At 35.8% G+C, this 26060-nt stretch carries 18 protein-coding genes; 5 read left to right on the plus strand and 13 right to left on the minus strand.

The annotated features are described in order from the left end of the window. Positions 1-48: 48 nt before the first annotated feature. The 6 genes from BM361_RS08890 to thrA all read right to left on the minus strand — a co-directional run bounded on the left by BM361_RS08890 (position 49) and on the right by thrA (position 7647). Entirely contained in the window at positions 49-876 is an 828-nt protein-coding gene (locus tag BM361_RS08890; protein WP_074978311.1) for a sugar nucleotide-binding protein, read from the minus strand. Positions 877-1003: 127 nt separating this feature from the next. Further along, complete coding sequence (gene gcvT, locus BM361_RS08895) at positions 1004-2089, minus strand: glycine cleavage system aminomethyltransferase GcvT (protein ID WP_038262421.1); 1086 nt, start codon at positions 2087-2089, stop codon at positions 1004-1006. 156 nt (positions 2090-2245) lie between these two features. Beyond that, on the minus strand, positions 2246-2890 hold the full coding sequence (locus BM361_RS08900) for a peroxiredoxin-like family protein (RefSeq protein ID WP_074978313.1): 645 nt from the start codon (positions 2888-2890) through the stop codon (positions 2246-2248). A 61-nt stretch (positions 2891-2951) separates the two neighbouring features. Continuing rightward, positions 2952-4250: a threonine synthase gene (gene thrC, locus BM361_RS08905; protein WP_074978315.1), complete on the minus strand. Its 1299-nt coding sequence runs from the start codon at positions 4248-4250 to the stop codon at positions 2952-2954. Between the two features lie 20 nt (positions 4251-4270). Then, positions 4271-5197 carry a homoserine kinase gene (locus BM361_RS08910; RefSeq protein WP_074978316.1) on the minus strand — a complete coding sequence of 309 codons (927 nt, stop codon included), beginning with the start codon at positions 5195-5197 and terminating at the stop codon, positions 4271-4273. Positions 5198-5199: 2 nt separating this feature from the next. Further along, positions 5200-7647, minus strand: a complete 2448-nt coding sequence (gene thrA, locus BM361_RS08915) for a bifunctional aspartate kinase/homoserine dehydrogenase I (RefSeq protein WP_074978318.1) — start codon at positions 7645-7647, stop codon at positions 5200-5202. A gap of 307 nt (positions 7648-7954) precedes the next feature. Between thrA and BM361_RS08920 the strand changes: the two genes are divergently transcribed. Further along, entirely contained in the window at positions 7955-9487 is a 1533-nt protein-coding gene (locus tag BM361_RS08920; protein ID WP_074978319.1) for a bifunctional ADP-dependent NAD(P)H-hydrate dehydratase/NAD(P)H-hydrate epimerase, read from the plus strand. A 24-nt stretch (positions 9488-9511) separates the two neighbouring features. Here BM361_RS08920 and BM361_RS08925 read toward each other — a convergent pair whose 3' ends face one another. After that, a complete protein-coding gene (locus tag BM361_RS08925) occupies positions 9512-10861 on the minus strand; it encodes a TlpA family protein disulfide reductase (RefSeq protein ID WP_038262450.1) in 1350 nt (449 codons plus the stop codon). A gap of 123 nt (positions 10862-10984) precedes the next feature. Here BM361_RS08925 and hutH point away from each other — a divergent pair, with 123 nt between their 5' ends. After that, entirely contained in the window at positions 10985-12496 is a 1512-nt protein-coding gene (hutH, locus tag BM361_RS08930) for a histidine ammonia-lyase (RefSeq protein WP_074978321.1), read from the plus strand. On the opposite strand, the gene BM361_RS08935 is transcribed toward hutH, so the two are convergent. The 4 genes from BM361_RS08935 to BM361_RS08950 form a co-directional block, all read right to left on the minus strand. Then, positions 12465-12857: a hypothetical protein gene (locus tag BM361_RS08935; RefSeq protein WP_074978323.1), complete on the minus strand. Its 393-nt coding sequence runs from the start codon at positions 12855-12857 to the stop codon at positions 12465-12467. The genes hutH and BM361_RS08935 overlap by 32 nt on opposite strands. 78 nt (positions 12858-12935) lie before the next feature. Continuing rightward, entirely contained in the window at positions 12936-13319 is a 384-nt protein-coding gene (locus BM361_RS08940; protein ID WP_074978324.1) for an STAS/SEC14 domain-containing protein, read from the minus strand. A gap of 79 nt (positions 13320-13398) precedes the next feature. Further along, positions 13399-14775, minus strand: a complete 1377-nt coding sequence (rimK, locus tag BM361_RS08945; protein ID WP_038262456.1) for a 30S ribosomal protein S6--L-glutamate ligase — start codon at positions 14773-14775, stop codon at positions 13399-13401. 125 nt (positions 14776-14900) lie between these two features. Further along, positions 14901-17456: an ATP-dependent Clp protease ATP-binding subunit gene (locus tag BM361_RS08950; protein WP_074978326.1), complete on the minus strand. Its 2556-nt coding sequence runs from the start codon at positions 17454-17456 to the stop codon at positions 14901-14903. Positions 17457-17720: 264 nt separating this feature from the next. Here BM361_RS08950 and gyrA point away from each other — a divergent pair, with 264 nt between their 5' ends. Further along, positions 17721-20270, plus strand: coding sequence for a DNA gyrase subunit A (gene gyrA, locus BM361_RS08955; RefSeq protein ID WP_038262460.1), 2550 nt, complete (start codon positions 17721-17723; stop codon positions 20268-20270). Between the two features lie 113 nt (positions 20271-20383). Continuing rightward, positions 20384-21664, plus strand: a complete 1281-nt coding sequence (locus BM361_RS08960) for a tetratricopeptide repeat protein (RefSeq protein WP_074978327.1) — start codon at positions 20384-20386, stop codon at positions 21662-21664. 87 nt (positions 21665-21751) lie between these two features. Here the strand turns inward: BM361_RS08960 and BM361_RS08965 are convergent, their stop codons facing one another. Together BM361_RS08965 and BM361_RS08970 are read right to left on the minus strand one after the other, a co-directional pair. Continuing rightward, complete coding sequence (locus tag BM361_RS08965) at positions 21752-22504, minus strand: C40 family peptidase (protein ID WP_038262483.1); 753 nt, start codon at positions 22502-22504, stop codon at positions 21752-21754. Between the two features lie 79 nt (positions 22505-22583). Continuing rightward, on the minus strand, positions 22584-23762 hold the full coding sequence (locus tag BM361_RS08970) for an acetyl-CoA C-acyltransferase (RefSeq protein WP_074978329.1): 1179 nt from the start codon (positions 23760-23762) through the stop codon (positions 22584-22586). A 178-nt stretch (positions 23763-23940) separates the two neighbouring features. Between BM361_RS08970 and BM361_RS08975 the strand changes: the two genes are divergently transcribed. Further along, positions 23941-25989 carry an HD family phosphohydrolase gene (locus tag BM361_RS08975; protein WP_074978330.1) on the plus strand — a complete coding sequence of 683 codons (2049 nt, stop codon included), beginning with the start codon at positions 23941-23943 and terminating at the stop codon, positions 25987-25989. The last annotated feature ends 71 nt before the right edge of the window (positions 25990-26060 follow it).

The raw sequence follows: 26060 nt of genomic DNA on the forward strand, positions 1-26060 counted from the left end.
AAATCCCCATATTTAGGTATAAGCTAAACATTTAACAGGCTAAATATTTTATATTGATTTATATTCATCAATGACATCGTTGTATGAATATTGTAAATAGTTAGGAAGTTTATTGTCTTTAGGAAGTACAGCCAGATAACGATCGAAATTAGAGGTATATACATTTTTGTAAATGACATTTCCATATCCATGTTTCTCAATCATTTCTTTTACGAATTCATCATGATGAACAAGATCATAACTTCCTAAATGATATATTCCTTTTCTTTTGCGATTAATCATATAATGAATTTGCCTGGTAATATTGTCTACAGAAGCAACGTTCATAATTAAGTCTGGAAAAACTTCATAAGGTTCCTTTTGTTGAATAGAAGATTTTAACTCTTTTACTCTAGGTGAAGTGCTACCAAAAACCATGGGTAACCGAGCTATTACGTACTTGTTTTCTGGTAATCGCATTAACATATTCTCAATCTTAATTTTTAAGCGGCCGTATTTACTAAGAGATAATGTTTTGTCGTATTCATAGGAAGGATAATTACTAAAGGCATCAAAAACATTTGCAGAGGAGAAAAAGAATATTTTACATTTGGTAAGTCGGATGTAATCCGTAATATCCTCATGGGTTTCTATCAATGCTTCGAAATCACCCCTTAAAGCTGAAACAATTACTTGAGGTTTTACTTTTTCTAAAACATCATAGATGTCATCGTGTTCAATGTCAAAATGAAAATAATGTTTGTTATCTGAATATATCCTTCCGGTGTGATAGGTTCCATAGGTATCATAATAGTGGCAGAGCTCTTTATATAGAGCTTGTCCCAAAAAGCCACTGGCTCCCAATATTAATATTCTAGTAGACTTCTTTTTTTTCATATAATAAACCCCGGTACCTTATAAATAACAATACCGGGGTCTATATCGTATGTGTTATGAGAAATTTAACGAATTCCCCGGATATCTTTACAGTTGTTTTTTAAAAAGTAATTCACTTAATATAAAGTTAATTCTTATAAAAAGGTAACTTGACAACTTTAGCCGGAATTGCTTTTTTTCTGATTTGGATGTTGATAGTTTGATCAACCTTAGAGAGTTCAGTTGGAACATACCCTAATCCGATTCCTTTTCCCAGAGAAGGGGATTGGGTTCCGCTTGTAACTTTACCTACTATATTTCCAGCTTCATTTACAATATCATATCCTTGTCTGGGTATCCCTCTTTCCGTGAGTTCGAAGGCGATTAATTTTCTTTCTGCACCTGCTTCTTTTTGAGCTTTTAAGGCATCAGCATTTACAAAATCTTTAGTGAATTTGGTAATCCAACCCAAACCGGCTTCAATAGGTGAGGTAGAGTCGTCAATATCATTGCCATATAAACAATATCCCATTTCCAGACGAAGAGTGTCGCGTGCAGCCAATCCGATTGGTTTAATGCCATAGTCTTTACCAGCTTCAAAAACTTTTTCCCAGACATCTTTAGCATCTTCATTTTTACAATAGATTTCGAAACCACCACTACCAGTATATCCTGTAGCAGAGATAATCACGTTGTCTCTCCCAGCAAACTGGTCGACAGCAAAGTGATAAAATTTAATAGCGGAAAGGTCTACCTCAGTTAACGATTGCATGGCTTCAACAGCCTTAGGACCTTGAATTGCCAGTAATGAATATTCATCTGAAAGATTTTTCATTTCAGCACCAAATTCTTCATTGTATTTAGAAATCCAATTCCAGTCTTTGTCTATATTAGAAGCATTAACCACCAATAGGTAGCTTTCTTCTTTCATCTTATAAATAATTAAATCGTCTACAATACCACCATTTTCATTAGGAAGACATGAATACTGAGCACGACCCACAGTTAATTTGGAAGCATCATTCGAAGTTACTTTTTGAATAAGGTCTAGCGCTTTTGGCCCTTCAATTAAAAACTCACCCATATGACTAACGTCAAAGACACCAACACCATTCCTAACAGTTTCATGTTCAATGTTTACCCCCTCATACTGAACAGGCATGTTATATCCAGCAAAAGGAACCATTTTAGCTCCTAAAGCAATATGTACATCGGTTAAAGCAGTATTCTTCATTTAGTTAATTTTGATTATTCTATCAATTATAGATCTGTTATTTATGTATTTGGCTGCTAAATTATTTAAAAAATAAGGAGTTTTAAAGGAAAGTGAGAAGAATAAAAAAACACTGCTGAAAAAGCAGTGTTTTCCTTGGAATATGATGATCGAACATTACTGAGGTAAATTAGCTAAAATTTCCTTTACAGATGCTCTATTTCTATAATCTGGATCAAACTGTCGATATACAATTTTTCCTTTTGTATTAATAATGTAGGTTGCAGGGACAGGTAAAATAGCCTGATTGGATGCATTCGTTTCTGAGATAGAAGTGTTTAGACCTTTGAGAACTTTACCTTGATAATCTTCCGTAACATTAAAGTCTACGTCAAAAGCTTTCATAATCTTAGCGTCCGTGTCGGAAATAATTAAAAAATCGGTTTCATTTTTCTCCATAGTTTTGCCAATGTTTTCATAATCTTGTGGAGTGATAGCTATTATTTTAGCTCCTCTTTTTTCTATTTCACTTGCATTTTTAGCAAAATCGGCCAGATATCGATTACAAATCGGACACCAATATCCACGGTAGAAGATTATAACAATGGGTTGTTCTGTATAAAGGTCTTTTAAAGTTGTTTTCGAGCCATCAGGCATGGTAAGGGTTATTTGAGGTGCATCATTCCCTAAAGCCAAACCCATTGGCGCATCAACAGCTTCCATCCCATATTTATCGTACTTTATGTTTTGAGCATTAAGCTGTTTTGAGTTAAAGGATATAGCGACAAAAGCGATCAACATCCACAATAATTTGTATTTCATAATTAAAAATTTATAGTTGTCCTACCTTTGTCGCTAACGCTAATCATGCATTACATAAAATTTATCTGTTTAATAGGTAATTTTTTAAATCATGATAATTCCCTATTGGTATACTTGTCTTTTTCTTGTTCATGACGGATTTAATTTGTTCCGGGATATCTATTTTTATATCCAATGTTGTTTCTACGATATCTAAAAACTTAACAGGGTGAGCTGTTTCCAGAAAAACTCCTAATGTATTATTAAGGGTCTCTTTAAGTTGTTTTTTTAAGCCAAGATACCCAACAGCGCCATGAGGATCTGCAATATATTTAGAAGACTCATAAATTTCCATCATCGTTGATTTGGTTTCTTCATCGGTGAAACTATAAGATGAGAACATTGATTTTAAATGTTCAAAATCGTTATTCATTAAATGCTGAATTCTAATAAAATTACTGGGATTACCTACATCCATGGCATTTGATATGGTTTGTATAGATGGTTTAGCTTGGTAGTTACCACTCTCCAGATATTTAGGAACTGTATCATTCACATTTGTTGCTGCAACAAAGTGTTTAACAGGGAGGCCTAATTTATTGGCCATAATTCCTGCACAAATATTACCGAAATTACCGCTTGGTACTGAAAATACTATTTCCTTCTGATGTTTTTTTAATTGTTTGTACGCAAAGAAAAAGTAAAACATTTGAGGTAGCCATCGGGCAACATTTATTGAATTAGCAGAGGTTAGATTTTCACCTTTTAATGAGTCATCTAAAAAAGCTGCTTTTACCATTTCCTGACAATCATCAAAAACTCCATTTACCTCTAAGGCCGTGATATTTCTGCCTAAGGTGGTTAGCTGTCTTTCTTGTATATCACTTACTTTTCCACTAGGATAAAGTATTACAACACGGACTCCTTCGACTCCTAAAAATCCACTGGCAACAGCACCTCCGGTATCACCAGAGGTTGCGACAAGAACGGTTACGTTTTGTTCATTGCTTTTACGATTAAAGTAGCCAAGGCAACGAGCCATGAATCGTGCTCCAACATCTTTAAAGGCCATGGTAGGACCGTGAAAAAGCTCTAATGAATAAACATTTTCTTCTACTTTTTCAATTGGAAAATCGAAGCATAAAGTTTCATTGATGATTTCTTGAAGTGCTGTTTGTGGAATATCATCTCCTACGAACTGTTTGATAACCTCGAAGGCTATTTCTTCATTTGAGTAATTTTCTATATTGCTAATAAAATCGGACGAAAGTGGTGTGATTTTCTCTGGGAAATAAAGTCCTTTGTCTGGTGCTAAGCCTTTTATGACTGCTTCTTTGAAAGAAACCTTTGGAGCTTTCTTGTTTAAACTATAATAGTTCATTATTAAATTCTCGTTAATGGTTAGTTTTTTATTTGTTTAATTCCTTTGGTATTAATTTTCGAGATATGAACATCATAATCCACTCCATACTTATCATAGATTTTGCTCATTGCTTCACCTACTTTTTTCGCGCTATTTAATCCTTTACACAGGGCGAATATAGATGGTCCGGAGCCTGAGATACCGCATCCTAATGCTCCGGCTTTAATTGTCACTTCTTTCACCTCATTAAATCCTGGAATTAACAGACTTCTTAGGGGTTCTACGATCTCATCGTGTAAGCTACGAGAAATAAGGTCGTAATCCTCTGTGTATAAACCGCTTATAAGGCCAGCTAAATTTCCCCATTGCACAATGGCCTTTTTTAAGGGTATATTTTGCTTCAATACAGATCTTGAATCGGCAGTTTTTACTTCAATTTGCGGATGAACAACAGTTGCATAAAGTTCAGAAGGTGTGTTTATCGGAATAACATCCAACGGATGGTAACTTCTTACCAGTGTAAAACCACCAAAAAGGGCAGGGGCTACATTATCAGCGTGAGCTGCACCACTTGCTAATGCCTCTCCTTTCATAGCAAATTCAACCAATTTGGTTAAGCCAAAAGGCTTACCTAATAATTCATTGATGCCATATACCGCACCGGCAGCACTTGCAGCACTGCTACCAATGCCACTTCCCGGTTTAATTCTTTTATGGATCTCTATTTCAAACCCATATGCTGAAGTTGTATTTTTCAGAAGCTCCATGGCTGCAACCCCGGCAACATTCTTTTCAACTTCTTTGGGCAGTTCTTGACCAGTAATTTTAGTAATCGATATTCCTTTTTTTTGGGTGGTACGAATTATCATTTCGTCACCCACACTATCCAAGCATAGACCAAGCACATCAAACCCACATGAAACATTAGCTATTGTGGCCGGACAGAATATTTTTATTTCTCTCATATCTAAAAGTTTCCGATTCTTATGATATCTGCAAATATTCCTGATGCTGTAACATCGGCACCTGCACCAGCACCCTTTATAAGCAAAGGTTGCTCTACATATCGTTCGGTAAAAAATAAAACAATATTATCTTTTCCTTCCAGATTGTAAAATGGATGCCCTTCAGGAATCTCCTGAAGCCCAACTTTGGCCTTGCCATTTTCAAACTGAGCAACATATTTTAACCTGCAATTTTTGGAAGCGGCTTTCTCAAAAATAGAATCAAAGTGTTTTTTGTTTTGAACCAATGAGGTGTAAAAGTCATCTACATTATCCGTATCGAGGCATTCTTGAGGAAGAAATGATTCATTCTCAATGTCTTCCAATTCCATTTTATAACCGCTTTCTCTGGCAAGTATCAAAATCTTTCTCATCACATCGATTCCACTTAAATCGATTTTCGGATCAGGCTCCGTATATCCCTCTTCCTGAGCTTGTTTTACTACATTCTCAAAATTTGTTGTGTTATCAAAATTATTAAAAACAAAATTAAGACTACCCGACAAGACCGCTTGGATTTTGGTTACTTTGTCACCAGAAGCAATTAAGTTTTTAAGTGTGTCAATTATAGGAAGACCTGCTCCTACGTTGGTTTCGAAAAGAAATGGAGCATTATACTTTCTTGACAGGTCTTTTAGTTGTAAATAGTTACTATATACAGATGAACTGGCAATCTTATTACATGTAACAACAGAAACACTATTTCTCAGGTATTCACCATAAGTGTTGGACACTAATTCAGTAGCAGTATTGTCGACAAAAATGCTGTTGCGTAAATTTAATTCGTTCACTTTTTTAACAAATGTTTGGACGTCTGCTTGTTCGCCATTTTGAAGCTGCTCCTGCCATTTTGATAAGCTGATTCCTCCCTGGTCGAAAACCATTTTTCTAGAGTTGGATAAGGCTATGACTCTAACATTTAGCTTCATTTGTTCTTTTAAGAACTTTCTTTGTTGTTCTATTTGTTTTAGAAATTTAGCGCCAACATTTCCAACTCCCATTACAAATAAATTTAATTGTTTAATGTTGTCTTCGAAAAACTTCTCATGTAATGTATTTAAGGCTTTTTTTACATCTTTTAATTCAATTACGGCAGAGATGTTTCTTTCTGATGCTCCCTGGGCTATAGCCCTTATGTTTACATTATTCTTACCTAACGAACTAAACATTCTGCCACTGAGTCCTTGGTGACTTTTCATGTTGTCTCCAACCAGGGCCACAATCGCCAGGTCTTTTTCTACTATTAAAGGTTTTATCTTTCCTAATGATATTTCATAAGCGAAGGCTTCGTTTATAAGTGTTTCAGCTTTATATATGTCATCCTGCGATACACCAAGACAAATGGAGTGCTCGGAAGAAGCCTGGGTTATGAGAACCACATTAACCTCTCCATTAGACAATACTTCAAAGAGTTTTTTTGAAACACCAGGAATTCCAACCATGCCACTGCCCTCTAAAGAGAGTAATGCGATATTTTCAATATGACTTATACCACGAACTGCCCTTTTGGTTCCATTAGAATTTTTAGTGATAAGTGTCCCTTTAGCTTCTGGGTTAAATGTATTTTTAATATGCATAGGTATCCCTTTGGCCAGCACAGGTTGAATGGTTGGAGGATATAATACTTTTGCACCAAAGTGAGAAAGCTCCATTGCTTCTTCATAAGATATTTCATTAATAGCAACGGCTTGATGAACAAGTTTAGGGTTTGCTGTGTACATACCACTCACATCAGTCCATATCTCTAACTTTTCGGCTTCGATTGCAGCAGCTATTATAGACGCAGTATAGTCGGAACCTCCTCTTCCTAAGGTTGTAGAGTTTCCTTCTCGAGATGAAGCTACAAAACCAGGAACTACAACAACATCATAGGAAACCGTTCCGAAATAGGTTTCACACAATTGATTTGTGGTTGAGAAATCAACGATACCTTTACCGAAATTTTCAGTGGTAATTATTAGGGTTCTGGCATCTTTAAAAACGCTATATAGCTTTTCAGATTCGAAATATTCATTAATAATAAAAGAAGAAAGTAATTCTCCGTAACTTACTATTTTATCAGATAGTTTAGGAGTAATTTCACCAATGAGGAAAGCCCCTTCTAATAAAGTTTCTAATATATTGAATTCTCTTTTTACAGCACTTAATACTTTACTCTGCTGTGCAACAGGGATTAAATCTTTAATAGATTCCAGATGCCTTCTTTCAATTTCTTGTAGTAAATCGGTGTATTTTTCGTCTTGCTGAGATGCTAATTGTGCTGTTTCTATGAGTAGATCAGTAACCCCTCCAAGTGCAGAAACTACGACTACTATCTTTTGATCTTTAACGGCATTTTGAACGATGTTCTTTACCTTTTTTATATTTTCTGCATTTGCAACAGAAGTTCCTCCAAATTTAAGTACTTTCATTTTGTTTGTTTAAAGTAGTTGATTTATATGGATATAGTTAATTTATTTGATGTTGATAAATATCAAATAGGGTATACGGATAATATGTGAATAAAGAGCCCCCTTACGGGGTAATAATTGTAGTAGAAGTGCCAATAATCGAAATAGCAATACGACCGATGCCTGTGCCGGTTGTAATAGTTGCTATGTGATTAAAGTTTTGCATAACTGAATAATAACAGTTCAAATGTAGTATTTTTACTTGTACAAACAATAGATCAACTAGATTATTGTCAAATTAATAATTTTTCCATTTAAATATTAAAATATGAAGATTTTTGCTGCCGATCATGTTTATGCCGCTGATGAATTCACAATTAAAAGTCAGAACATATCAAGTAATGAATTAATGGAGCGTGCTTCCAATCAGGTCTTTAAGTGGTTAGATTTGCGATTACAAGGCGCAAAAGCGAAGCTCCATGTGTTTTCCGGAGTGGGCAATAATGGAGGTGATGGTTTGGTTATTGCGCGATTGTTGCTGGAAAAGGGGTATGATGTTATTGTTCATATAGTTAATTTTAGTGATAATAGGTCTAGAGATTTTTTGATAAATCTCGATCGACTGAAACAATTAAAATATTGGCCGGAAGCAATTAATACTGATTCGGCTTACCCTGAAATATCGACAGATGCCATAGTTATTGATTGTATATTCGGAATTGGATTGAATCGTTCGCCGGAAGATTGGGTAGGAGGTCTAATAGCTCATATTAATAGTTCAAAAGCGTTTGTGTTGTCTGTGGATATTCCATCAGGTCTTTATTTAGATAGAGTGCCTGATCGCAAAGACTTCGTTATTCAGGCAAATCATACCTTGACTTTTCAAGTTCCGAAATTAGTGTTCTTTTTACCTGAAACAGGAGTATATACGAATCAATGGGAATTATTGAATATAGGATTGGATATGAATTTCCTGAGTAGTATTGAAACCATGATGTATTTAATAGGGAAACATGAAGTACTCCCGTTGTATATTCCTCGTCAAAAATTTTCTCATAAGGGAACTTATGGTCATGCTCTAATTATAGGAGGTAGTTATGGGAAAATTGGAGCTCCATTAATGACTTCAGAGGCCTGTTTGAACACAGGAGCAGGTTTGGTAACAGCATTTATACCCAAATGCGGTTATACAATATTTCAAACATCTTTTCCTGAGGCTATGGTCATAGCAGATAGTAATGAGGAAAGTATTACTAACATAAAATATGAAATTACTCCGAATGTAATAGCTATTGGACCTGGTCTTGGAACCAACACTACAACAATAAACGCCTTTGCAGACTTCTTAAAAGGAAATAAAGTCCCCTTAGTTATTGATGCAGATGGATTAAATATTTTGGCAGAATTTCCTGAACTCATAAAATTGATTCCACCTAAATCTGTATTAACACCGCATCCAAAGGAATTACAACGGTTAATAGGTGAGTGGAATGATGATTTTGACAAGCTTGAAATGGTAAAACGCTTTAGCAAGAATAATGATTTGATAATTGTAGTTAAGGGGGCTCATACCATAACCGTTTATCAAAATCAGTTATATATAAATAACAATGGTAATCCCGGAATGGCTACTGCTGGTAGTGGGGATGTGTTAACAGGGATGATTACAGGTTTAATAGCTCAGGGCTATAATCATTTGAATGCAGCAGTTTTTGGAGTATACCTACATGGGAAAGCAGGTGATCTTGGCGTTGAGAAAACCGGTTATCAAGCCTTGACAGCAACAACAATTATAGATTTTATCGGAGACGCTTTTCTAGATTTATTTATAAAAGAGGAACCAAAAAAGGAAGGAGAATAAAAAAGCCGCTTAAAGCGGCTTTTTTTATAACAATGTATTCAATGTTTCTTTTAATTTTGGATTTGATGGTCTTGGAGCATCAGCAGAAATAATATTTCCATCAGGGTCTATAAGGATGAATCTAGGAATTCCTGTTATGGCATAATTTTTAACAAAGTCAGAACTCCAGTCTTTATCAGCAAAAAGCTGAACACCTTTTAGTTCTTTGTCAGCAACCATTTGTTTCCACTTTTCTTTATCTGCAGCTTTATCTACAGAGATACTAACGAACTCTATATCTTTACCATGGTATTCTTTTTCAACTTCTTTTAAGAATGGGATTTCTCTTTTACATGGTCCACACCAGGTAGCCCAAACGTCTACATAAACATATTTGCCTTTTAAATCTTCCAATGAAGTGGTTCCGCCTTTATAGTTCTCGTAACCATCAAATGAAGGAGAAGGGTTCCCTTTCGCCAATTTTTGAATGGTAGTATATTTCTTTTCTAACTTCTGCTTAAACTCTTCATTTGAAGATGCATCCATGATAGCCAGGTATAATTCTTCAGAATTTTCATTCGATGGAGAAATTCTGTAAGAAAGCATTTGAGCTAGGTCATTTTTAATCGATTTAGCTTCGATAGAGGTAAGAACATCAGCAATTGTTGTTGTAGAATCTAATGTAGCTATCTTTTCATTATAATGAGATTTTACCAGGTTTTGATAACCTGCAAAATTATTATAATCCGCTTCATTGTTGAAATCAAGCTCCGCTAATTCCGCTTCAAAGCCCTCTGAAGGTACAAAGTCATTGTTTTTAGTAAGATAACGATGCGCATTAGTATAAGTAGCTAACTTTGATAAATAATCGTAATTGATATTCTTGGTTTCAAGGGCTACGAAATCTTCATCAAGATTTTGTGCTTCACCTAAAGACTTAGCAATTTTGTCTTTGTCTTCTTGAATTTTAGCTTTAAACGCTTCCTCTTCTAATTTATACAGCTCTTGTGGTGCAATAGCCTCTTTTTCTTCAATTAAAAATTTACTTGCCAAAAAGTTACTGTTTTCTGCTCCATTCCCGGTGTAGGTAATAGTTTCATCAAATTCTTTGGTATCTAAAGTAACATTTATATTGTAACCCGGTTCAAGATAGATAGTGGTTGATTCTCTTCCTTCAGCAAGGGAATAATATCCAGAATTTACTCTAAGGGTATCTGCAAAAGTACCATCTTCTTTTAGGGCGATAGCTTTCGAAAAATCATTTCCTTTAATAACAACTTCTTTTGCGGTGGCATTGTCAATTTTACCTTGAATCAAGGTATAATCAACTTTTTGTTCCTTTTGACAGCTTATAATTGCACTTGCAATAACTGCTGAAAATAAAATTTTCTTCATTTTTAGGATTTAATTAGTTTTTGGTAAATGTAATAATATTCCGAAAACAAAAAAATAATTGAATTTCAGCTTGTTTAATTTATTGTGAATACAGAATTTTGACGCACCGATATTCTTTTAGAAATGAAAAAAACACATTACATAAGCGCTGATATTTTTGATCTTCAAAAAATAATGGAGATTACTGAGAATAATTTAAATTTAAAGCTTTCGGAAGAGGCAAGGCTAAACATACAAAAGTGCCGTGGCTATCTGGATGAAAAATTGAGTTCTTCTTCAAAGCCATTTTATGGAATCAATACAGGTTTTGGTTCATTGTGTAATGTTAAAATTTCTGGAGAACATTTAAGTAAGTTGCAGGAAAATTTAGTTATGTCTCATGCCTGTGGTACTGGAGATAAGGTCCCTGTTGAGGTGGTGAAACTTATGTTGTTACTTAAGATACAATCATTGAGCTATGGTCATAGCGGAGTTCAACTACAAACAGTTGAGCGGTTGATTGATTTATACAATAATGATATTATCCCGGTTGTATATACTCAGGGATCCTTAGGGGCTTCTGGTGATTTGGCACCTTTGGCTCATTTGGCATTACCATTATTGGGGAAGGGAGAAGTTTATGTCAATGGAACTATTAAAACTAGTGCAGAGGTCTTAAAACATAATGATTGGGAGCCAATTCAGTTAAAGGCCAAAGAAGGTTTGGCCCTGTTAAATGGTACTCAATTTATGAATGCTTATGGGGTGTATTGTGTTTTAAAAAGTTATAAATTATCGTATTTAGCAGATTTAATCGGTGCACTGTCTATTGATGCGTTTGATTGTCGTGTGGAACCTTTCAATAAGCTAATTCATTTAATACGTCCACATAGGGGTCAGGTAAAAACAGCAGAACGTGTATTGGCATTTTTAGAGGATAGCGAAATTGCCGATAAGGATAAAAAGCAAGTACAAGATCCATATTCTTTTAGATGTATTCCTCAAGTGCATGGGGCTTCAAAAGATACTTTAGCATTTGTTAGAAAGGTTTTCAAAACTGAGATGAACTCTGTTACTGACAATCCAAATATTTTCAGTGAGGAGGACGAAATTATTTCAGGAGGTAATTTTCATGGTCAGCCATTAGCTCTTGCTTTGGATTATTTAGGTATAGCCATGGCGGAAATCGGGAATATTTCAGAGCGAAGAACTTATCAATTAATTTCTGGACAACGTGGTTTACCTGCATTTTTGGTAAACGATCCTGGTTTAAATTCAGGATTGATGATTCCTCAATATACGGCAGCTAGTATCGTTAGTCAGAATAAACAACTGGCTTCACCTGCTAGTGTAGATAGTATCGTTTCTTCTAATGGACAGGAAGATCATGTTAGTATGGGGGCTAATGCGGCTACAAAATGTCTTAAGATTGTAGATAATGTAGAAAGAATATTAGCAATTGAACTTTTGAATGCTTCTCAGGCATTAGAATTCAAACGTCCGTTAACATCTTCAAAAGCTATTGAAGATTTGGTTGGAGCATATAGAACAGAAGTGCCTTTTATTAATGAAGATCGAATCTTGCATGACGATATTGAAAAATCAATAGTTTTTATCGATAACTTTAAGCTGACTGAAACGATGCTGTGTGATTAGCAATCTGGTGATCCATCCAGGCTTTTGCTTTTTCAAAAGATTCAAAATATTTAAAAGGTTTATCAAAAAACATTTTTTCGACTGCTGCACTCATTTTTTGAGCAGGACTCTTGACAACGATGGCTATTGCGACCAGATTTGGAGCCATTTTCGTTACTGAATAGATTCGTGGATCTAAAGAATATGAGTTTAACCGATTAGAGATATAACCAAATGGTTTTTTTCCGAATGCTTCAAGGGAGTATTGATATAGTGTTAGTACTTGATCTCGTTTGAAAACTTCTCCTTCATTTATAACGCCTACGGCATAGTTTTCATAGATGTCCACTTCACCAAAATCAAAAACAAATTTCTTTACCATAAATACGGGGGATATAATTATGGTGTAAAATTATTGTTAAGAAAATGGTTCGGGAAAAATAAACCATCAAATACATGATTATCCGATGATTAACTCAGCCCAATCTGTGGCATCCGTGACGCTTTCAAAAAGCATCATTGGTTTGTCAAAGAAAAGTCTTTCAACGTTTAAATTGTTTCTGTCAACTATTTTGTCGGAAACAATGGCAATTCCTTTCAAGGTAGGTATTTCAGCTACTTTTGTATATAAGGTAGGGTCAACTGCATATGAGTTTTTTCTGCAAGTTATATAGATGAATTCCTGGGTGCTGAAGTGTATGTCTGCGATATAGATTAGCTCAATAGCGGTGTCAATGGTGAGGGTTATCCCTTCGTTTAAATTAGCTATCATGTAATTTTCAAAGACCTCGACGGAGCCTATATCAACCTTATATTTTTTTATAAGTTCACTATCTCTTTCCATGTGGTTGGGTAATTGGGTAATCACAAAGATACTAATTACCTATTGGTTTAGAGATAGTGAAGTTTGAGAATTTAAAATTTTATGAATGTTTCCAGTTCAAATTTCTTTCAATCGATTTGATCATTAGTGATGCAATATCTTTTTCGCTAGCTGTTTCAATTCCCTCCAGTCCGGGAGAAGAATTAACTTCTAGTAATAAAGGCCCTTTTGAAGATCTAATTATGTCAACTCCCGCAACATGTAGTCCCATGGCTTTGGTTGCTTTAATTGCCAGTTTACGCTCTTCGGCGGTTATTTTAACCACTGAGGTTGTTCCGCCTAAGTGAACATTTGCTCTAAATTCTCCCGGAGGAGCTGTTCTTTGCATGGAGGCTACTACTTTACCGTCTATTACAAAACAACGGATATCTTTCCCTTCTGCTTCTTTAACGAACTCTTGAACAAGGATGTTAGCGTTTAGGCTTTTGAATGCATTAATTACACTTTCTGCAGCTTTTTTAGTTTCGGCCAGTACAACACCTTTACCTTGAGTTCCTTCTAAAAGTTTAATTATCAAAGGGGATCCACCAACCATTTTAATAAGGTCATTGGTGTCTAAAGGTGAATTTGCGAAACCGGTGGTAGGGATGTCAATCCCACTATTCAACAATAGTTGAAGAGAGTATAGTTTATCTCTTGATTTACTTATCGCAGAAGCTTTATTTAGACATAAAACACCCAAATTTTCAAATTGTGTTGTCAGGGCACAACCGTAATAGGTGAGGCTTGGTCTGATACGAGGAATTATAGCATCAAGTTCGTTTAGGATCAGTCCACCTCTGTAATGGATTTCCGGAGCTTCTGCATTCAATTTAATATAGCATTGTCTGATATTATAAAAGTCTACAGTATGGCCAAGCCTTTCAGCAGCTTCCATTATACGACGGTTGCTGTACAAGTTAGGATTGCTGGCAAGAAGCCCTATTTTAAGTCCGGTTTTTTCATTGGTGTTTGTGTTGTAAGCCTTATCAATTTCTTCATCAGTCATTTCACCCAGAAGAAATCCTTGTTCCGGATCTACCAGCATTCTTCCCATCATGGCTTCTCTTCCCAGAAGCATTCGGTATCCCATGGAGTCTCTGTTGGTAAGAGTAACCTCTATATCGGTACTGAAATCATTTGACTTCAGGGTGGTTCTTATAACAAATCTGTTCTCTTTATTTCCTGTTGAGCTTTTAACAATACGCTTGTCTATGACTTTGGCAGTACAATGTGTGTGTTTTTTTCCATTGTATTGAATAGGGAATACATCGAATGAAACCCAGGTTTCATGTCCTTTTTTAAAAGGTTCAATGTTTACTGCGTGAAGAGAAGAGGTTTTGGCACCACTATCTATTCGTGCTTTAACAGCTGGAATATCAAGATCTGGCAGTGAAAACCATTCTTCGCTACCTACAATAATTTTATCGTCTACCATGATTAGTTTTTTATGTTACGAATTTATGAAAGATACCTTTAGTAATTTTATTTCCTTTAAAATAAAAATAAAAAAAAGTGTATCAAATTTTGATACACTTTTTTAGTATAAAGATTATATTTTTTTTAAGATTCTGATTCTGTCGGTTTCTCCGATTTTTTGATCTTTATTGTTAATTCATCTTTCTTTTTGTCAAGATCCATAAAAATGGTATCTCCATCACTTAGTTTGGAAGTTATAATTTCTTCTGCCAGTGCATCCTCAATATATTTCTGGATTGCTCTTTTTAAAGGACGAGCTCCATATTGCTTGTCGAAGCCTTTATCAGCGATATAATCTTTGGCTTTGTCGCTAAGGGTGAGCGTATAGCCCAAATCTTTGATTCTTTCAAACAATTTCTCTAATTCAATATCAATGATCTTGTTGATGTCTTCTTTTTCTAAAGGATTAAAGACTACAACATCATCAACTCTGTTTAGAAATTCAGGAGCAAAGGCTTTTTTAAGGGCATTTTCAATGACACTTCTCGCGTGATCATCTGCCTGAGCCAATTTAGCAGAGGTTCCAAATCCGACACCTTGACCAAAATCTTTTAATTGTCGAGCTCCAATATTCGACGTCATAATGATAATAGTATTTCTAAAATCGATTTTTCGACCAAGACTATCTGTAAGTGAACCATCATCTAATACCTGTAACAGCATATTAAAGACGTCCGGATGGGCTTTTTCAACCTCGTCCAACAGAATAACAGCATACGGTTTTCTCCTAACTTTTTCGGTAAGTTGGCCTCCTTCTTCATACCCGACATATCCCGGAGGTGCACCGATCAATCTCGATACAGCAAATTTCTCCATATATTCACTCATGTCAATTCTAATTAAAGAATCTTCAGAGTCAAATAATTGAGAGGCAAGGACTTTAGCTAATTGTGTTTTACCAACACCCGTTTGTCCAAGGAAAATAAAAGATCCTATAGGTTTATTAGGGTCTTTTAATCCTGCTCTGTTACGTTGAATGGCTTTAACAACTTTACCAACTGCTTCATCCTGACCAATAACCTTACCTTTGATTAAATCAGGTAATTTAGCAAGTTTGGTGCTTTCTGCCTGTGCTATTCTGTTTACAGGAATACCACTCATCATTGAAACTACATCTGCTACATTTTCTTCGGTAACAGTTTCTTTATGTAGTTTACTTTCTTCTTCCCATTTTTCCTGAGCGATTAAGAGTTCTTTTTCAATACGTTTTTCATCATCCCGTAATTTTGCAGCCTCTTCATATTTTTGCTTTTTAACAACTGAATTTTTAAGATCTTTTACTTCTTCAAGTTGTTTCTCAAGGTCAAGAATTTGTTTAGGCACTTCCATGTTGGTGATATGTACACGCGACCCTGCTTCATCCAAAGCATCAATAGCTTTGTCTGGTAAGAATCGATCGGTAAGATATCGGTTCGTTAATTTTACACAGGCATTTATAGCATCGTCTGTGTACATTACGTTGTGATGTTCTTCGTATTTACCTTTAATATTATTAAGAATTTCAACGGTTTCTTCTACTGTGGTGGGTTCAACCATTACCTTTTGAAATCTTCGTTCAAGGGCTCCGTCTTTTTCGATATACTGTCTGTATTCGTCTAAAGTAGTAGCTCCTATACATTGTATTTCTCCCCTTGCCAATGCAGGTTTGAACATATTGGATGCGTCTAAACTTCCGGTGGCACCACCAGCACCCACTATAGTATGAATTTCATCAATAAAAAGAATGATATCATCATTTTTTTCGAGTTCATTCATAACCGCTTTCATGCGTTCTTCGAATTGTCCTCGGTATTTGGTGCCAGCAACCAAAGAGGCGAGATCAAGGGTAACTACTCTTTTATTATAAAGCACTCGAGATACTTTTCTTTTTACAATTCGTAAAGCAAGTCCTTCTGCTATGGCACTTTTACCAACTCCTGGCTCTCCAATGAGTAAGGGGTTGTTTTTCTTCCTTCTGCTAAGAATCTGAGAAACACGTTCAATTTCCTTTTGTCTACCTACTACCGGATCTAATTTATCTTCTTCAGCCAGTTGTGTAAGGTCTCGTCCAAAATTATCCAGAACAGGAGTCTTAGACTTCTTACTGGATTTTGAACCGCCAGGGCTATTAAACGGATTGTCTCTTGAATCTTCTGCTGAACCGGGATCATCTGGGTAAGATTCTGCCGATGGAGCATCTATATAATCGTCGTCGCTTATAATCATTTGCTTAAATTGGTCTTTAACCCCATCATAATCTACTTGAAGTTTGTTAAGCAGCTTAGTTGTGGGGTCATTTTCGTTTCTTAAAATGCATAATAAGAGGTGAGCGGTATTTATCGAAGAACTTTGAAATAATTTAGCCTCTAAAAATGTGGTCTTTAGAGCTCTTTCAGCTTGCCTGGTTAAATGCAGGTTCTTCTTAAAATTAGGAGCGCCATCGGCATTTGGATTAGCCGGGCTCAATATCTCTACTTTTCTTCTTAAATGATCCAGGTCTATATTTAAGGCATTAAGGATATTTATGGCCTTCCCGCTACCGTCTCTCAATAAACCAAGCACAAGATGTTCTGTACCAATAAAGTCGTGCCCTAAACGAAGTGCTTCCTCTTTACTGTATGTGATCACATCTTTTACTCTTGGTGAAAAATTGTCATCCATAATTCTTTCTCCTTTACTTCTTTAAAAATAATTAAAATCTACAACAAAAAGGCAAAAACCATACCTTAATACTTGCAGCCATAGCTAATAGACGAAAAAATAATTCAAAATCAAAGAAAATTAACGACATCTTATCAACGTCTACACTCTTAAAAACTGTTAATAAATTATATGAAAAAAGGTGGGTTAAAAACTCTTGCGTACTATATAAAATGCGTATATTGGCTCGATTTGTAAACTATCGAAAAATAAAAACAAATTAATATGGCAGAAGGAGAAAAACTGATTCCTATTAATATTGAAGATGAAATGAAATCGGCCTACATCGATTATTCGATGTCAGTCATTGTGTCACGTGCTTTACCTGATGTACGTGATGGATTAAAGCCGGTACACAGAAGGGTGTTGTTTGGAATGCATGAATTAGGAGTCAGATCCAATACAGCTTATAAGAAATCCGCAAGAATTGTTGGGGAGGTACTAGGTAAGTATCACCCACACGGAGATTCTTCGGTATACGATACTATGGTGAGGATGGCGCAGCATTGGAGTTTGCGCTATATGTTAGTAGACGGACAGGGTAACTTTGGATCAGTTGATGGTGATAGTCCGGCAGCAATGCGTTATACGGAAGCCAGAATGCGTAAGATTTCTGAAGACATGTTGGCAGATATCGACAAAGAGACAGTTGACCATCAACTCAACTTTGATGATACCTTAAAAGAGCCCAAAGTTCTCCCTACGCGAATTCCAAACTTGTTAGTCAATGGTGCTTCCGGTATTGCCGTGGGGATGGCCACCAATATGCCTCCTCATAACCTTACAGAGGTTATTAATGGTACCATCGCCTATATAGATGACAGGGACATAGAAATTGATGGATTGATGGAGCACATAAAAGCTCCGGACTTTCCAACAGGAGGTATAATCTATGGATATGATGGAGTTCGTGAGGCTTTTAAGACCGGTAGGGGACGTGTCGTTCTGAGGGCTAAAGCTGAAATCGAGGAGGTTAACGGTAAAGAATGTATTGTTGTTACTGAGATTCCTTATCAGGTGAACAAGGCGGAAATGATTAAAAAGACTGCCGATTTAGTTAATGACAAAAAGATTGAAGGTATTTCGAATATCCGTGATGAGTCGGATAGAAAGGGAATGCGTATCGTTTATATTTTAAAGCGCGATGCAGTGCCTAATATTGTATTGAATACCTTATTCAAATATACAGCCCTGCAATCTTCATTTAGCGTTAATAATATTGCCTTGGTAAACGGTCGTCCTGAAATGTTGAATTTGAAGGACCTTATTAAGCACTTTGTGAACCACCGTCATGAGGTTGTAGTAAGAAGGACTGAATATGAATTGCGCAAAGCAGAAGAAAGAGCCCATATTTTAGAAGGACTCATAATAGCATCTGATAACATCGATGAGGTAATTAGTATTATCCGTGGATCTTCTAATGCAGATGAAGCTCGTACGAAATTAATGGATCGCTTTAAGTTGTCTGAAATTCAGGCTAAGGCGATTGTAGAGATGCGTTTGAGACAATTAACGGGTCTGGAGCAGGATAAGTTACGTGCTGAATATGATGAAATCAAGAAATTGATTGAGGACTTAAAAGATATTCTAGCCAGAGAAGAGCGTAGAATGGACGTCATAAAAGAGGAACTTATTGAAGTAAGAGATAGGTATGGAGATGAGCGTCGTTCTGAAATCAATTATGCAGGAGGAAACTTTAGCATTGAGGATATGATTGCCGATGAGCAGGTGGTTATAACGATTTCTCATGCTGGGTATATAAAACGTACACCGCTTACAGAATATAAAACTCAAAACCGTGGAGGTGTAGGTCAAAAAGGTTCTTCAACGAGAAATGAGGATTTTCTGGAACATCTTTTTGTCGGTACCAATCACCAATACATGTTATTCTTTACTCAAAAAGGTAAATGTTTTTGGTTGCGTGTATTTGAGATTCCTGAAGGTTCAAAAATTTCCAAAGGTAGAGCGATTCAAAACCTTATAAATATAGAACAGGACGACAAGGTAAAGGCTTTTATTTGTACCAAAGATTTAAAAGATGAGGACTATATTAATAGTCATTATGTCATCATGGCAACAAAAAAAGGGATCGTTAAGAAAACTTCACTTGAACAGTATTCCCGACCTCGTCAGAATGGTATTAATGCTATCACTGTAAGAGAGGATGACGAATTACTAGAAGCTAAATTAACGACTGGGAACAGTCAAATTATGCTGGCTACCAAATCTGGTAAAGCTATTCGATTCGAAGAAGGAAAAACGCGTCCGATGGGTAGAAATGCATCTGGTGTAAGAGGTATCACCCTGGCAGATGATAATGATGAGGTAATCGGGATGATCTCTGTCCATAATATGGAAGAGAATATACTCGTGGTTTCTGAAAACGGATATGGTAAGCGTACTTACCTGGATGATCCTGATGATGGTGAAGCGGTTTATCGTATGACTAACAGAGGTGGTAAGGGAGTTAAAACCATGTCCATAAGTAGTAAAACAGGAGAATTGGTTGCCATTAAGAATGTTTCTGACGAGGATGATTTAATGATTATTAATAAATCAGGACTTACTATTCGAATGGCAGTAGAGGATCTTAGAGTTATGGGAAGAGCCACGCAGGGTGTTCGACTTATTAATATTAAAGGGAATGATTCGATTGCTGCTGTTGCTAAAGTAATGAAGGAAGAAGATGATATTCAGGATTTAAATGATATCGAAGTAGAGGAGAATGGTACAGAAGTTGATGAATCTACTAACGAATCAAGCAACGAATCATAACGTTTATTATTGTTGTTTTTAAATAAATAAGTTTTATTTTAATCCATACGATGATTTAAATCGTAAATAATTAAAAGAATTAATACATTAAAACCATAGAAAATTTTAGACTGATGAAAAAACAAGTTTTAGTTGTTTCAACGTTATTAATTACTGCTTTTTCTTTTGCTCAAAAGAACGAATTAAAGGATGCTGATAAAGCATTAAAAGGAGGAGATGTAGCGGGAGCTAAGGCAGCGATTGAGGCAGCAAGTCCGCTAATGGCTAATGCAGATGATAAGTACAAAGCTGAATTTTATTTCTTAAAAGGAAAGACTTATTTCGACATGGCTCAAAAGGGGATGGATGCTACCAATTCTTTTAAAACTTCTTTAGAGTCTTTCAATGAGTTGATTGAGTTTGAAAAGTCTTATAAGCAAAAGTATACTGATGAAGCAAAAGAAGTTATGGCTCAAATGTCAGGAGCTTTAGTTAATTCGGCTGTAGAAGATAATAAGCAAAACAATTATGCATCGGCTGCTGATAAGTTATATATGGCCTATCAGTTAGATAAAGAAAATAATAAGGATTACCTTTATTTTGCAGCTTCCAGTGCCGTAAACGGAGGTGATTATGATACCGCTTTGGATTACTACACTCAATTAAAGGATATAGGTTATACTGGAGTTTCTACTCAATACGTAGCTACTAATGTAGAAACCGGAGAAGAAGAGGTTTTTAGTAGTAAACAGCAACGTGATTTAATGATTAAAGCAAACTCACATAATAACCCTGCTGAGAAAGTTACGGAATCAAGGTTGCCTGAGATTGTAAAAAACATCGCGTTGATTTACACTCAAAAGGGAGATACTGAAAAAGCTATTGAGGCTATTCAGGATGCTCGCGCAGCGAATCCAGACGACATTAACTTGTTGCTTACTGAGGCTAACTTATACATAAAGATGGATGATAAGGTGAAGTTTCAAAACCTTATGGAAGAAGCGATTCAGAAAGATCCTAATAACCCATCATTATACTATAATCTTGGTGTAATTACTGCAGAGCAGGGAGATGCTGAGAAAGCTAAGGAATATTATAAAAAATCGTTGGCTTTAGATCCTGAGAATGAAAACACGAATTTAAATATGGCTTCACTTATCTTATCTGGAGAGCAGGATATCGTTGACCAAATGAACAGTTTGGGTACTTCATCTGCTGATAACAAGAAGTATGATGAATTGAAGTCACAAAGAGAGGATATTCATAGATCATCTATTCCTTATTTAGAGAAGGTGTTAGAGATTAATCCTGAAAATCCTGATGCGATCAGAACTTTGATGAATATATACAGAGGTTTGGGAGAATCAGCTAAGTTTAAAGAGATGCAAGCTAAATTAGAAAGCATTCAACAGTAATCTTTCTTAAGCTAACATATAAAAATAAAAAAGCCTTGAAACGAATTCAAGGCTTTTTTATTTTTATAAATTAATAAGGGATATTCCTTAAATCACCTTCTTGATTACTCTTAATTTATGTGAGTGTTTTTTGGTGTCTACATTAAAGATGCCAGAATGATCTATTCGATCGATTCTAACCTTACCATGAGCATGAATAATATAGTTATCAGACATCATGATGCCTACATGAACAATGTTGCCTTCATCGTTGTCAAAAAAGGCTAAATCGCCAGCTTCAGATTCTTCAATGAAGCTTAGCGCTTCACCTTGTTTTGCTTGTTGAGAAGCATCTCTAAAAAGTTTATAGCCATTAAGTTTATAAACCATTTGAGTAAAACCTGAACAGTCAATTCCAAATGGAGTTTTACCACCCCACATATAGGGTGAGTTCATGTACATATATGCAGTTTCTATAATCTTGTCTTTAGGCCTTATGCCACCCATTATTTGTCCGTCGTATGAAAAATCCAGGATGGCATTTCCACTGATACTGGAACCTAATGGAATGGTTAATAGTTCCTGAGTGTCATCCTTTGTAACGAATTCAACCAGATCTCCTGATAATTCCAGTTCCTGCTGCTCTAAGTTTTTATATTGTTCCTCAGAAATTAGCAGAAATTGTTTGTTATCAATCCATCCTTCATACCTGTCAAAGGCCAAGCGAATTTTACTCCAATTTTTTCTTTGTTCTAAGACTTTAAAGTGTTCTCCGTATAGTACCTGAGAAACCAATTCACTTTTATCGCTGGCTTCAGAGCGCAGCGGGACAATACTCAAATGACAGATTCCGAATTGCATTAATATTTAGTCTGTATTACGATATAAAAATGACCCGAGGCATACTATTTTGTACTATCGGGTCATTTAGTTATTTTTTTTAACTTCTTTCTATAACCATAGCTGAGGCTCCGCCACCACCATTACATATGGCAGCCGCACCTATTTTAGCATTGTTTTGTTCAAGAACATTCAGAAGGGTGATCAGGATTCTGACTCCAGAACATCCCAACGGATGTCCCAAAGAAACTGCTCCACCGTTAACGTTTACCTTATCTTCGGAAAGTTCTAATATTTTCATGTTAGCCAAACCAACCACCGAAAAAGCTTCATTGAATTCAAAATAATCCACATCACTTAATGATTTACCGGCTTTATTTAAAGCTTTAGGGAGTGCTTTTGCAGGTGCCGTAGTAAACCATTTAGGTTCTTGGGCAGCGTCTGCATGGCTAAGAATGGTAGCTAATGGGGTAAGACCAAGTTCTTTTGCTTTGTTTTCAGACATGAGTACAACCGCACCAGCTCCATCATTAATTGTTGAGGCGTTAGCGGCTGTTACGGTACCTTCTTTGGTAAATGCCGGACGTAGTTTAGCAACTTTGTCTAAAAAGACATTTTTGAATTCTTCATCTTCTTTTACGATGATAGGGTCGCCTTTTCTTTGTGGTACCTCTACAGGTACTACTTCATTATCAAATTTACCTTCACTCCAAGCCTTTGCAGAACGTTTGTAGGATTGAATGGCGAAAGCATCTTGTTCTTCTCTGCTGATCTTGTATTCCAGGGCGCATTCATCTGCACATACTCCCATTGCATTTTTATCATAGGCATCTACCAAGCCATCTTTTTGCATTCCATCTTCCATGGAGGCAGGGCCAAATTTTGTTCCTTTACGCATGTAGACATAATGAGGGATTAAACTCATATTTTCCATTCCTCCAGCAACAATTATATCAGCATCACCTAAGGCAATTGCCTGTGCTCCTTGCATCACAGCTTTCATTCCGCTTGAACATACTTTATTTACCGTTGTACACGGAACGGTGTTTGGAATTCCAGCGTATATAGCGGCTTGTCTTGCTGGTGCCTGACCTTCTCCGGCCTGGACTACATTTCCCATTAAAACTTCATCAACTGATGCAGGATCTAATTTTATTTTTTCTAAAGCTCCTTTAATAGCAATAGAACCCAATTTTGGAGCGGGGATACTTGAAAGAGCACCCATGAAACTCCCTACAGGGGTTCTTGCTGCGGAAACAATTACTACTTTATTTGCCATTTTGTTAGTTTTTAGTATTGCGAATTTAGTTATTTTGAAAAGATAATCATAGAAGCAATGGGTTTTTAAAGGTTAATGCTCTGTTTTGGTATTTTCTGAGCTCATTTTAGACTTACTTGGTTGTAAAAAGGGATCTGTATAAAAAAAAATGTGTAGGTTTGAATATCAATTATGCCCTATGAAACAGTTTCTGAGTAGAATTTATAAGAATCAATCTAACATATATAAAGTTTCGTTGTTTCTTCTTGTCATTGCCTTGATTGTATACCTTTTTCCTAAAGGAGGTAAGTTTAAGTATGACTTTCAAAAGGGTAAGATCTGGCAATATGAGACACTTTATGCTCCCTTTGATTTTGCTATTTATAAGACTGATGAGGAATTAAATAGAGAAAAGGATTCGTTAAAGAGCAAACAAGTTAATTTTTATCGTTTTGATTCAAAGGTAAAAGAGACGGTAATTGAGCAGTATCAGCAAAAGTTTTCAACCTATTTTCCTGATTCATTATATAGTGGTAACACCAAGAAGCGTCTTAAGGCTGATGGTTTAGAGATCTTAAATGAAATTTACAATAGGGGTGTTGTTCAAACGGAGGTCGATAACGATCCTGAAGATGTTGTTAATTTGGTTAGAGGAAATGAGCAAAGTCCTATGTTTTATGGGGATCTCATTCAATTGAGTCAAATTCAGAAAAGGATATCTTCTATTTTAGAGCGCAAGAATGCTTCTCAATATTTCGGGACTTTTTACAATTTATTTTTTGATGATTTAAAGCCCAATGTGTTTTTCGATGAAGCCCTGACCAATAAGGTTTTAGAGGAGGAGTTGAAGTCAATTGTGGGAACCAGGGGGCATGTAGAAAAAGGAAAGCGAATCATCGCCAAGGGTGAGGTTGTAGAAGGCGAAAGATATAATATGCTTTATTCATTACGAAAGGAATATGAATCTCAGTTGTGGAGTGAAAGCAATTACAACTGGATTTTATTCGGGTATATTCTATTGGTTTCGATTACCTTTTTGATGTTGATTTTATTTCTTTATAAATATCGACCATTGGTATATGAAAATAATAATAAGGTCACTTTTATTGTCTTTAATGTGTTGTTAATGATCTTTTTAACAACCCTGGCTTTAAATTACAATGTGGGCTTTATTTATGTAGTGCCGATGTGTATTCTACCCTTAATTTTAAAGGCATTTTTTGATCCGCGGCTGGGATTATTTACACATGTTATAACTGTTCTGTTATTAGGTTTTATAGTTCCGAACGGATTTGAATACGTGTTTTTACAAATTATTGCTGGTATTATAACCATTCAAACCATTACCGATTTACACAAGCGAGCAAATTTATTTATTTCGGTGGCGCAGATCACTTTAATTTATATACTCGGATATTTTGGACTTTATATTATTCAGGAAGGACATATCAAGAATATCGAATGGCAAACCTTCGGAATCTTTATTTTGAATGGTTTGGCAACCTTAGCTGCTTTTCCGTTAATATATATCTATGAGAAATTATTTGGATTGGTTTCTGACGTATCCTTACTGGAGTTAACGGATACGAACTCACCGTTATTAAAGGAGTTGGCAGAAAAGGCGCCCGGTACTTTTCATCATTCTTTACAGGTAGCTAATCTGGCTGAAGCTGTAGCTAACGAGATCGGGGCGAATGCCATGTTGGTTAGGGTAGGGGCTTTGTACCATGATCTTGGTAAAATGAATAATCCAATGTATTTCACGGAAAATCAAACTACCAGTGTGAACCCACATAATGAGTTGGCACCGAAGGAAAGTGCACAGGTGATAATAGATCACGTTATTGACGGGATTGAAATTGCCAAAAAGAACAAATTACCAGATCGTATTATAGATTTTATCAGAACGCACCACGGAACCTCTTTGGTTTATTATTTTTATATGAAAGAGAAAGAGTCGGCTGAAGAGATTAATGAGGATGATTTCAGGTATCCGGGTCCCATTCCATTTTCAAAGGAGACTGCAATATTGATGATGACAGATTCTGTAGAGGCGGCTTCTAAGAGTTTGAAAAATCCGACGTTTTCTATAATTGATAGTTTTGTTGAACGTATTATCAGTAAGCAAATTGAGGAGAATCAGTTCATTAATGCGAATATTACGTTTAAGGAAATAGAGACCATTAAAAAGGTCTTAAAGCAGAAGCTAACAAACATTTATCATTTACGTGTAGAATACCCGGAATAATATCTATTTGATCATTAGGGTGTTAATAAAAAAGCGATTTAAAATTGTGTAAAAAACATTAAAAAAGGTTG

Source organism: Zhouia amylolytica (assembly GCF_900116365.1).
GTDB classification, from domain to species: Bacteria; Bacteroidota; Bacteroidia; order Flavobacteriales; family Flavobacteriaceae; genus Zhouia; species Zhouia amylolytica.

Excerpts from the sequence above, each read along its gene's own strand:
- BM361_RS08890 (WP_074978311.1), bottom strand. The coding sequence starts at position 876 with ATGAAAAAAAAGAAGTCTACTAGAATATTAATATTGGGAGCCAGTGGC.
- gcvT (WP_038262421.1), bottom strand. The coding sequence starts at position 2,089 with ATGAAGAATACTGCTTTAACCGATGTACATATTGCTTTAGGAGCTAAA.
- BM361_RS08900 (WP_074978313.1), bottom strand. The coding sequence starts at position 2,890 with ATGAAATACAAATTATTGTGGATGTTGATCGCTTTTGTCGCTATATCC.
- thrC (WP_074978315.1), bottom strand. The coding sequence starts at position 4,250 with ATGAACTATTATAGTTTAAACAAGAAAGCTCCAAAGGTTTCTTTCAAA.
- BM361_RS08910 (WP_074978316.1), bottom strand. The coding sequence starts at position 5,197 with ATGAGAGAAATAAAAATATTCTGTCCGGCCACAATAGCTAATGTTTCA.
- thrA (WP_074978318.1), bottom strand. The coding sequence starts at position 7,647 with ATGAAAGTACTTAAATTTGGAGGAACTTCTGTTGCAAATGCAGAAAAT.
- BM361_RS08920 (WP_074978319.1), top strand. The coding sequence starts at position 7,955 with ATGAAGATTTTTGCTGCCGATCATGTTTATGCCGCTGATGAATTCACA.
- BM361_RS08925 (WP_038262450.1), bottom strand. The coding sequence starts at position 10,861 with ATGAAGAAAATTTTATTTTCAGCAGTTATTGCAAGTGCAATTATAAGC.
- hutH (WP_074978321.1), top strand. The coding sequence starts at position 10,985 with ATGAAAAAAACACATTACATAAGCGCTGATATTTTTGATCTTCAAAAA.
- BM361_RS08935 (WP_074978323.1), bottom strand. The coding sequence starts at position 12,857 with ATGGTAAAGAAATTTGTTTTTGATTTTGGTGAAGTGGACATCTATGAA.
- BM361_RS08940 (WP_074978324.1), bottom strand. The coding sequence starts at position 13,319 with ATGGAAAGAGATAGTGAACTTATAAAAAAATATAAGGTTGATATAGGC.
- rimK (WP_038262456.1), bottom strand. The coding sequence starts at position 14,775 with ATGGTAGACGATAAAATTATTGTAGGTAGCGAAGAATGGTTTTCACTG.
- BM361_RS08950 (WP_074978326.1), bottom strand. The coding sequence starts at position 17,456 with ATGGATGACAATTTTTCACCAAGAGTAAAAGATGTGATCACATACAGT.
- gyrA (WP_038262460.1), top strand. The coding sequence starts at position 17,721 with ATGGCAGAAGGAGAAAAACTGATTCCTATTAATATTGAAGATGAAATG.
- BM361_RS08960 (WP_074978327.1), top strand. The coding sequence starts at position 20,384 with ATGAAAAAACAAGTTTTAGTTGTTTCAACGTTATTAATTACTGCTTTT.
- BM361_RS08965 (WP_038262483.1), bottom strand. The coding sequence starts at position 22,504 with ATGCAATTCGGAATCTGTCATTTGAGTATTGTCCCGCTGCGCTCTGAA.
- BM361_RS08970 (WP_074978329.1), bottom strand. The coding sequence starts at position 23,762 with ATGGCAAATAAAGTAGTAATTGTTTCCGCAGCAAGAACCCCTGTAGGG.
- BM361_RS08975 (WP_074978330.1), top strand. The coding sequence starts at position 23,941 with ATGAAACAGTTTCTGAGTAGAATTTATAAGAATCAATCTAACATATAT.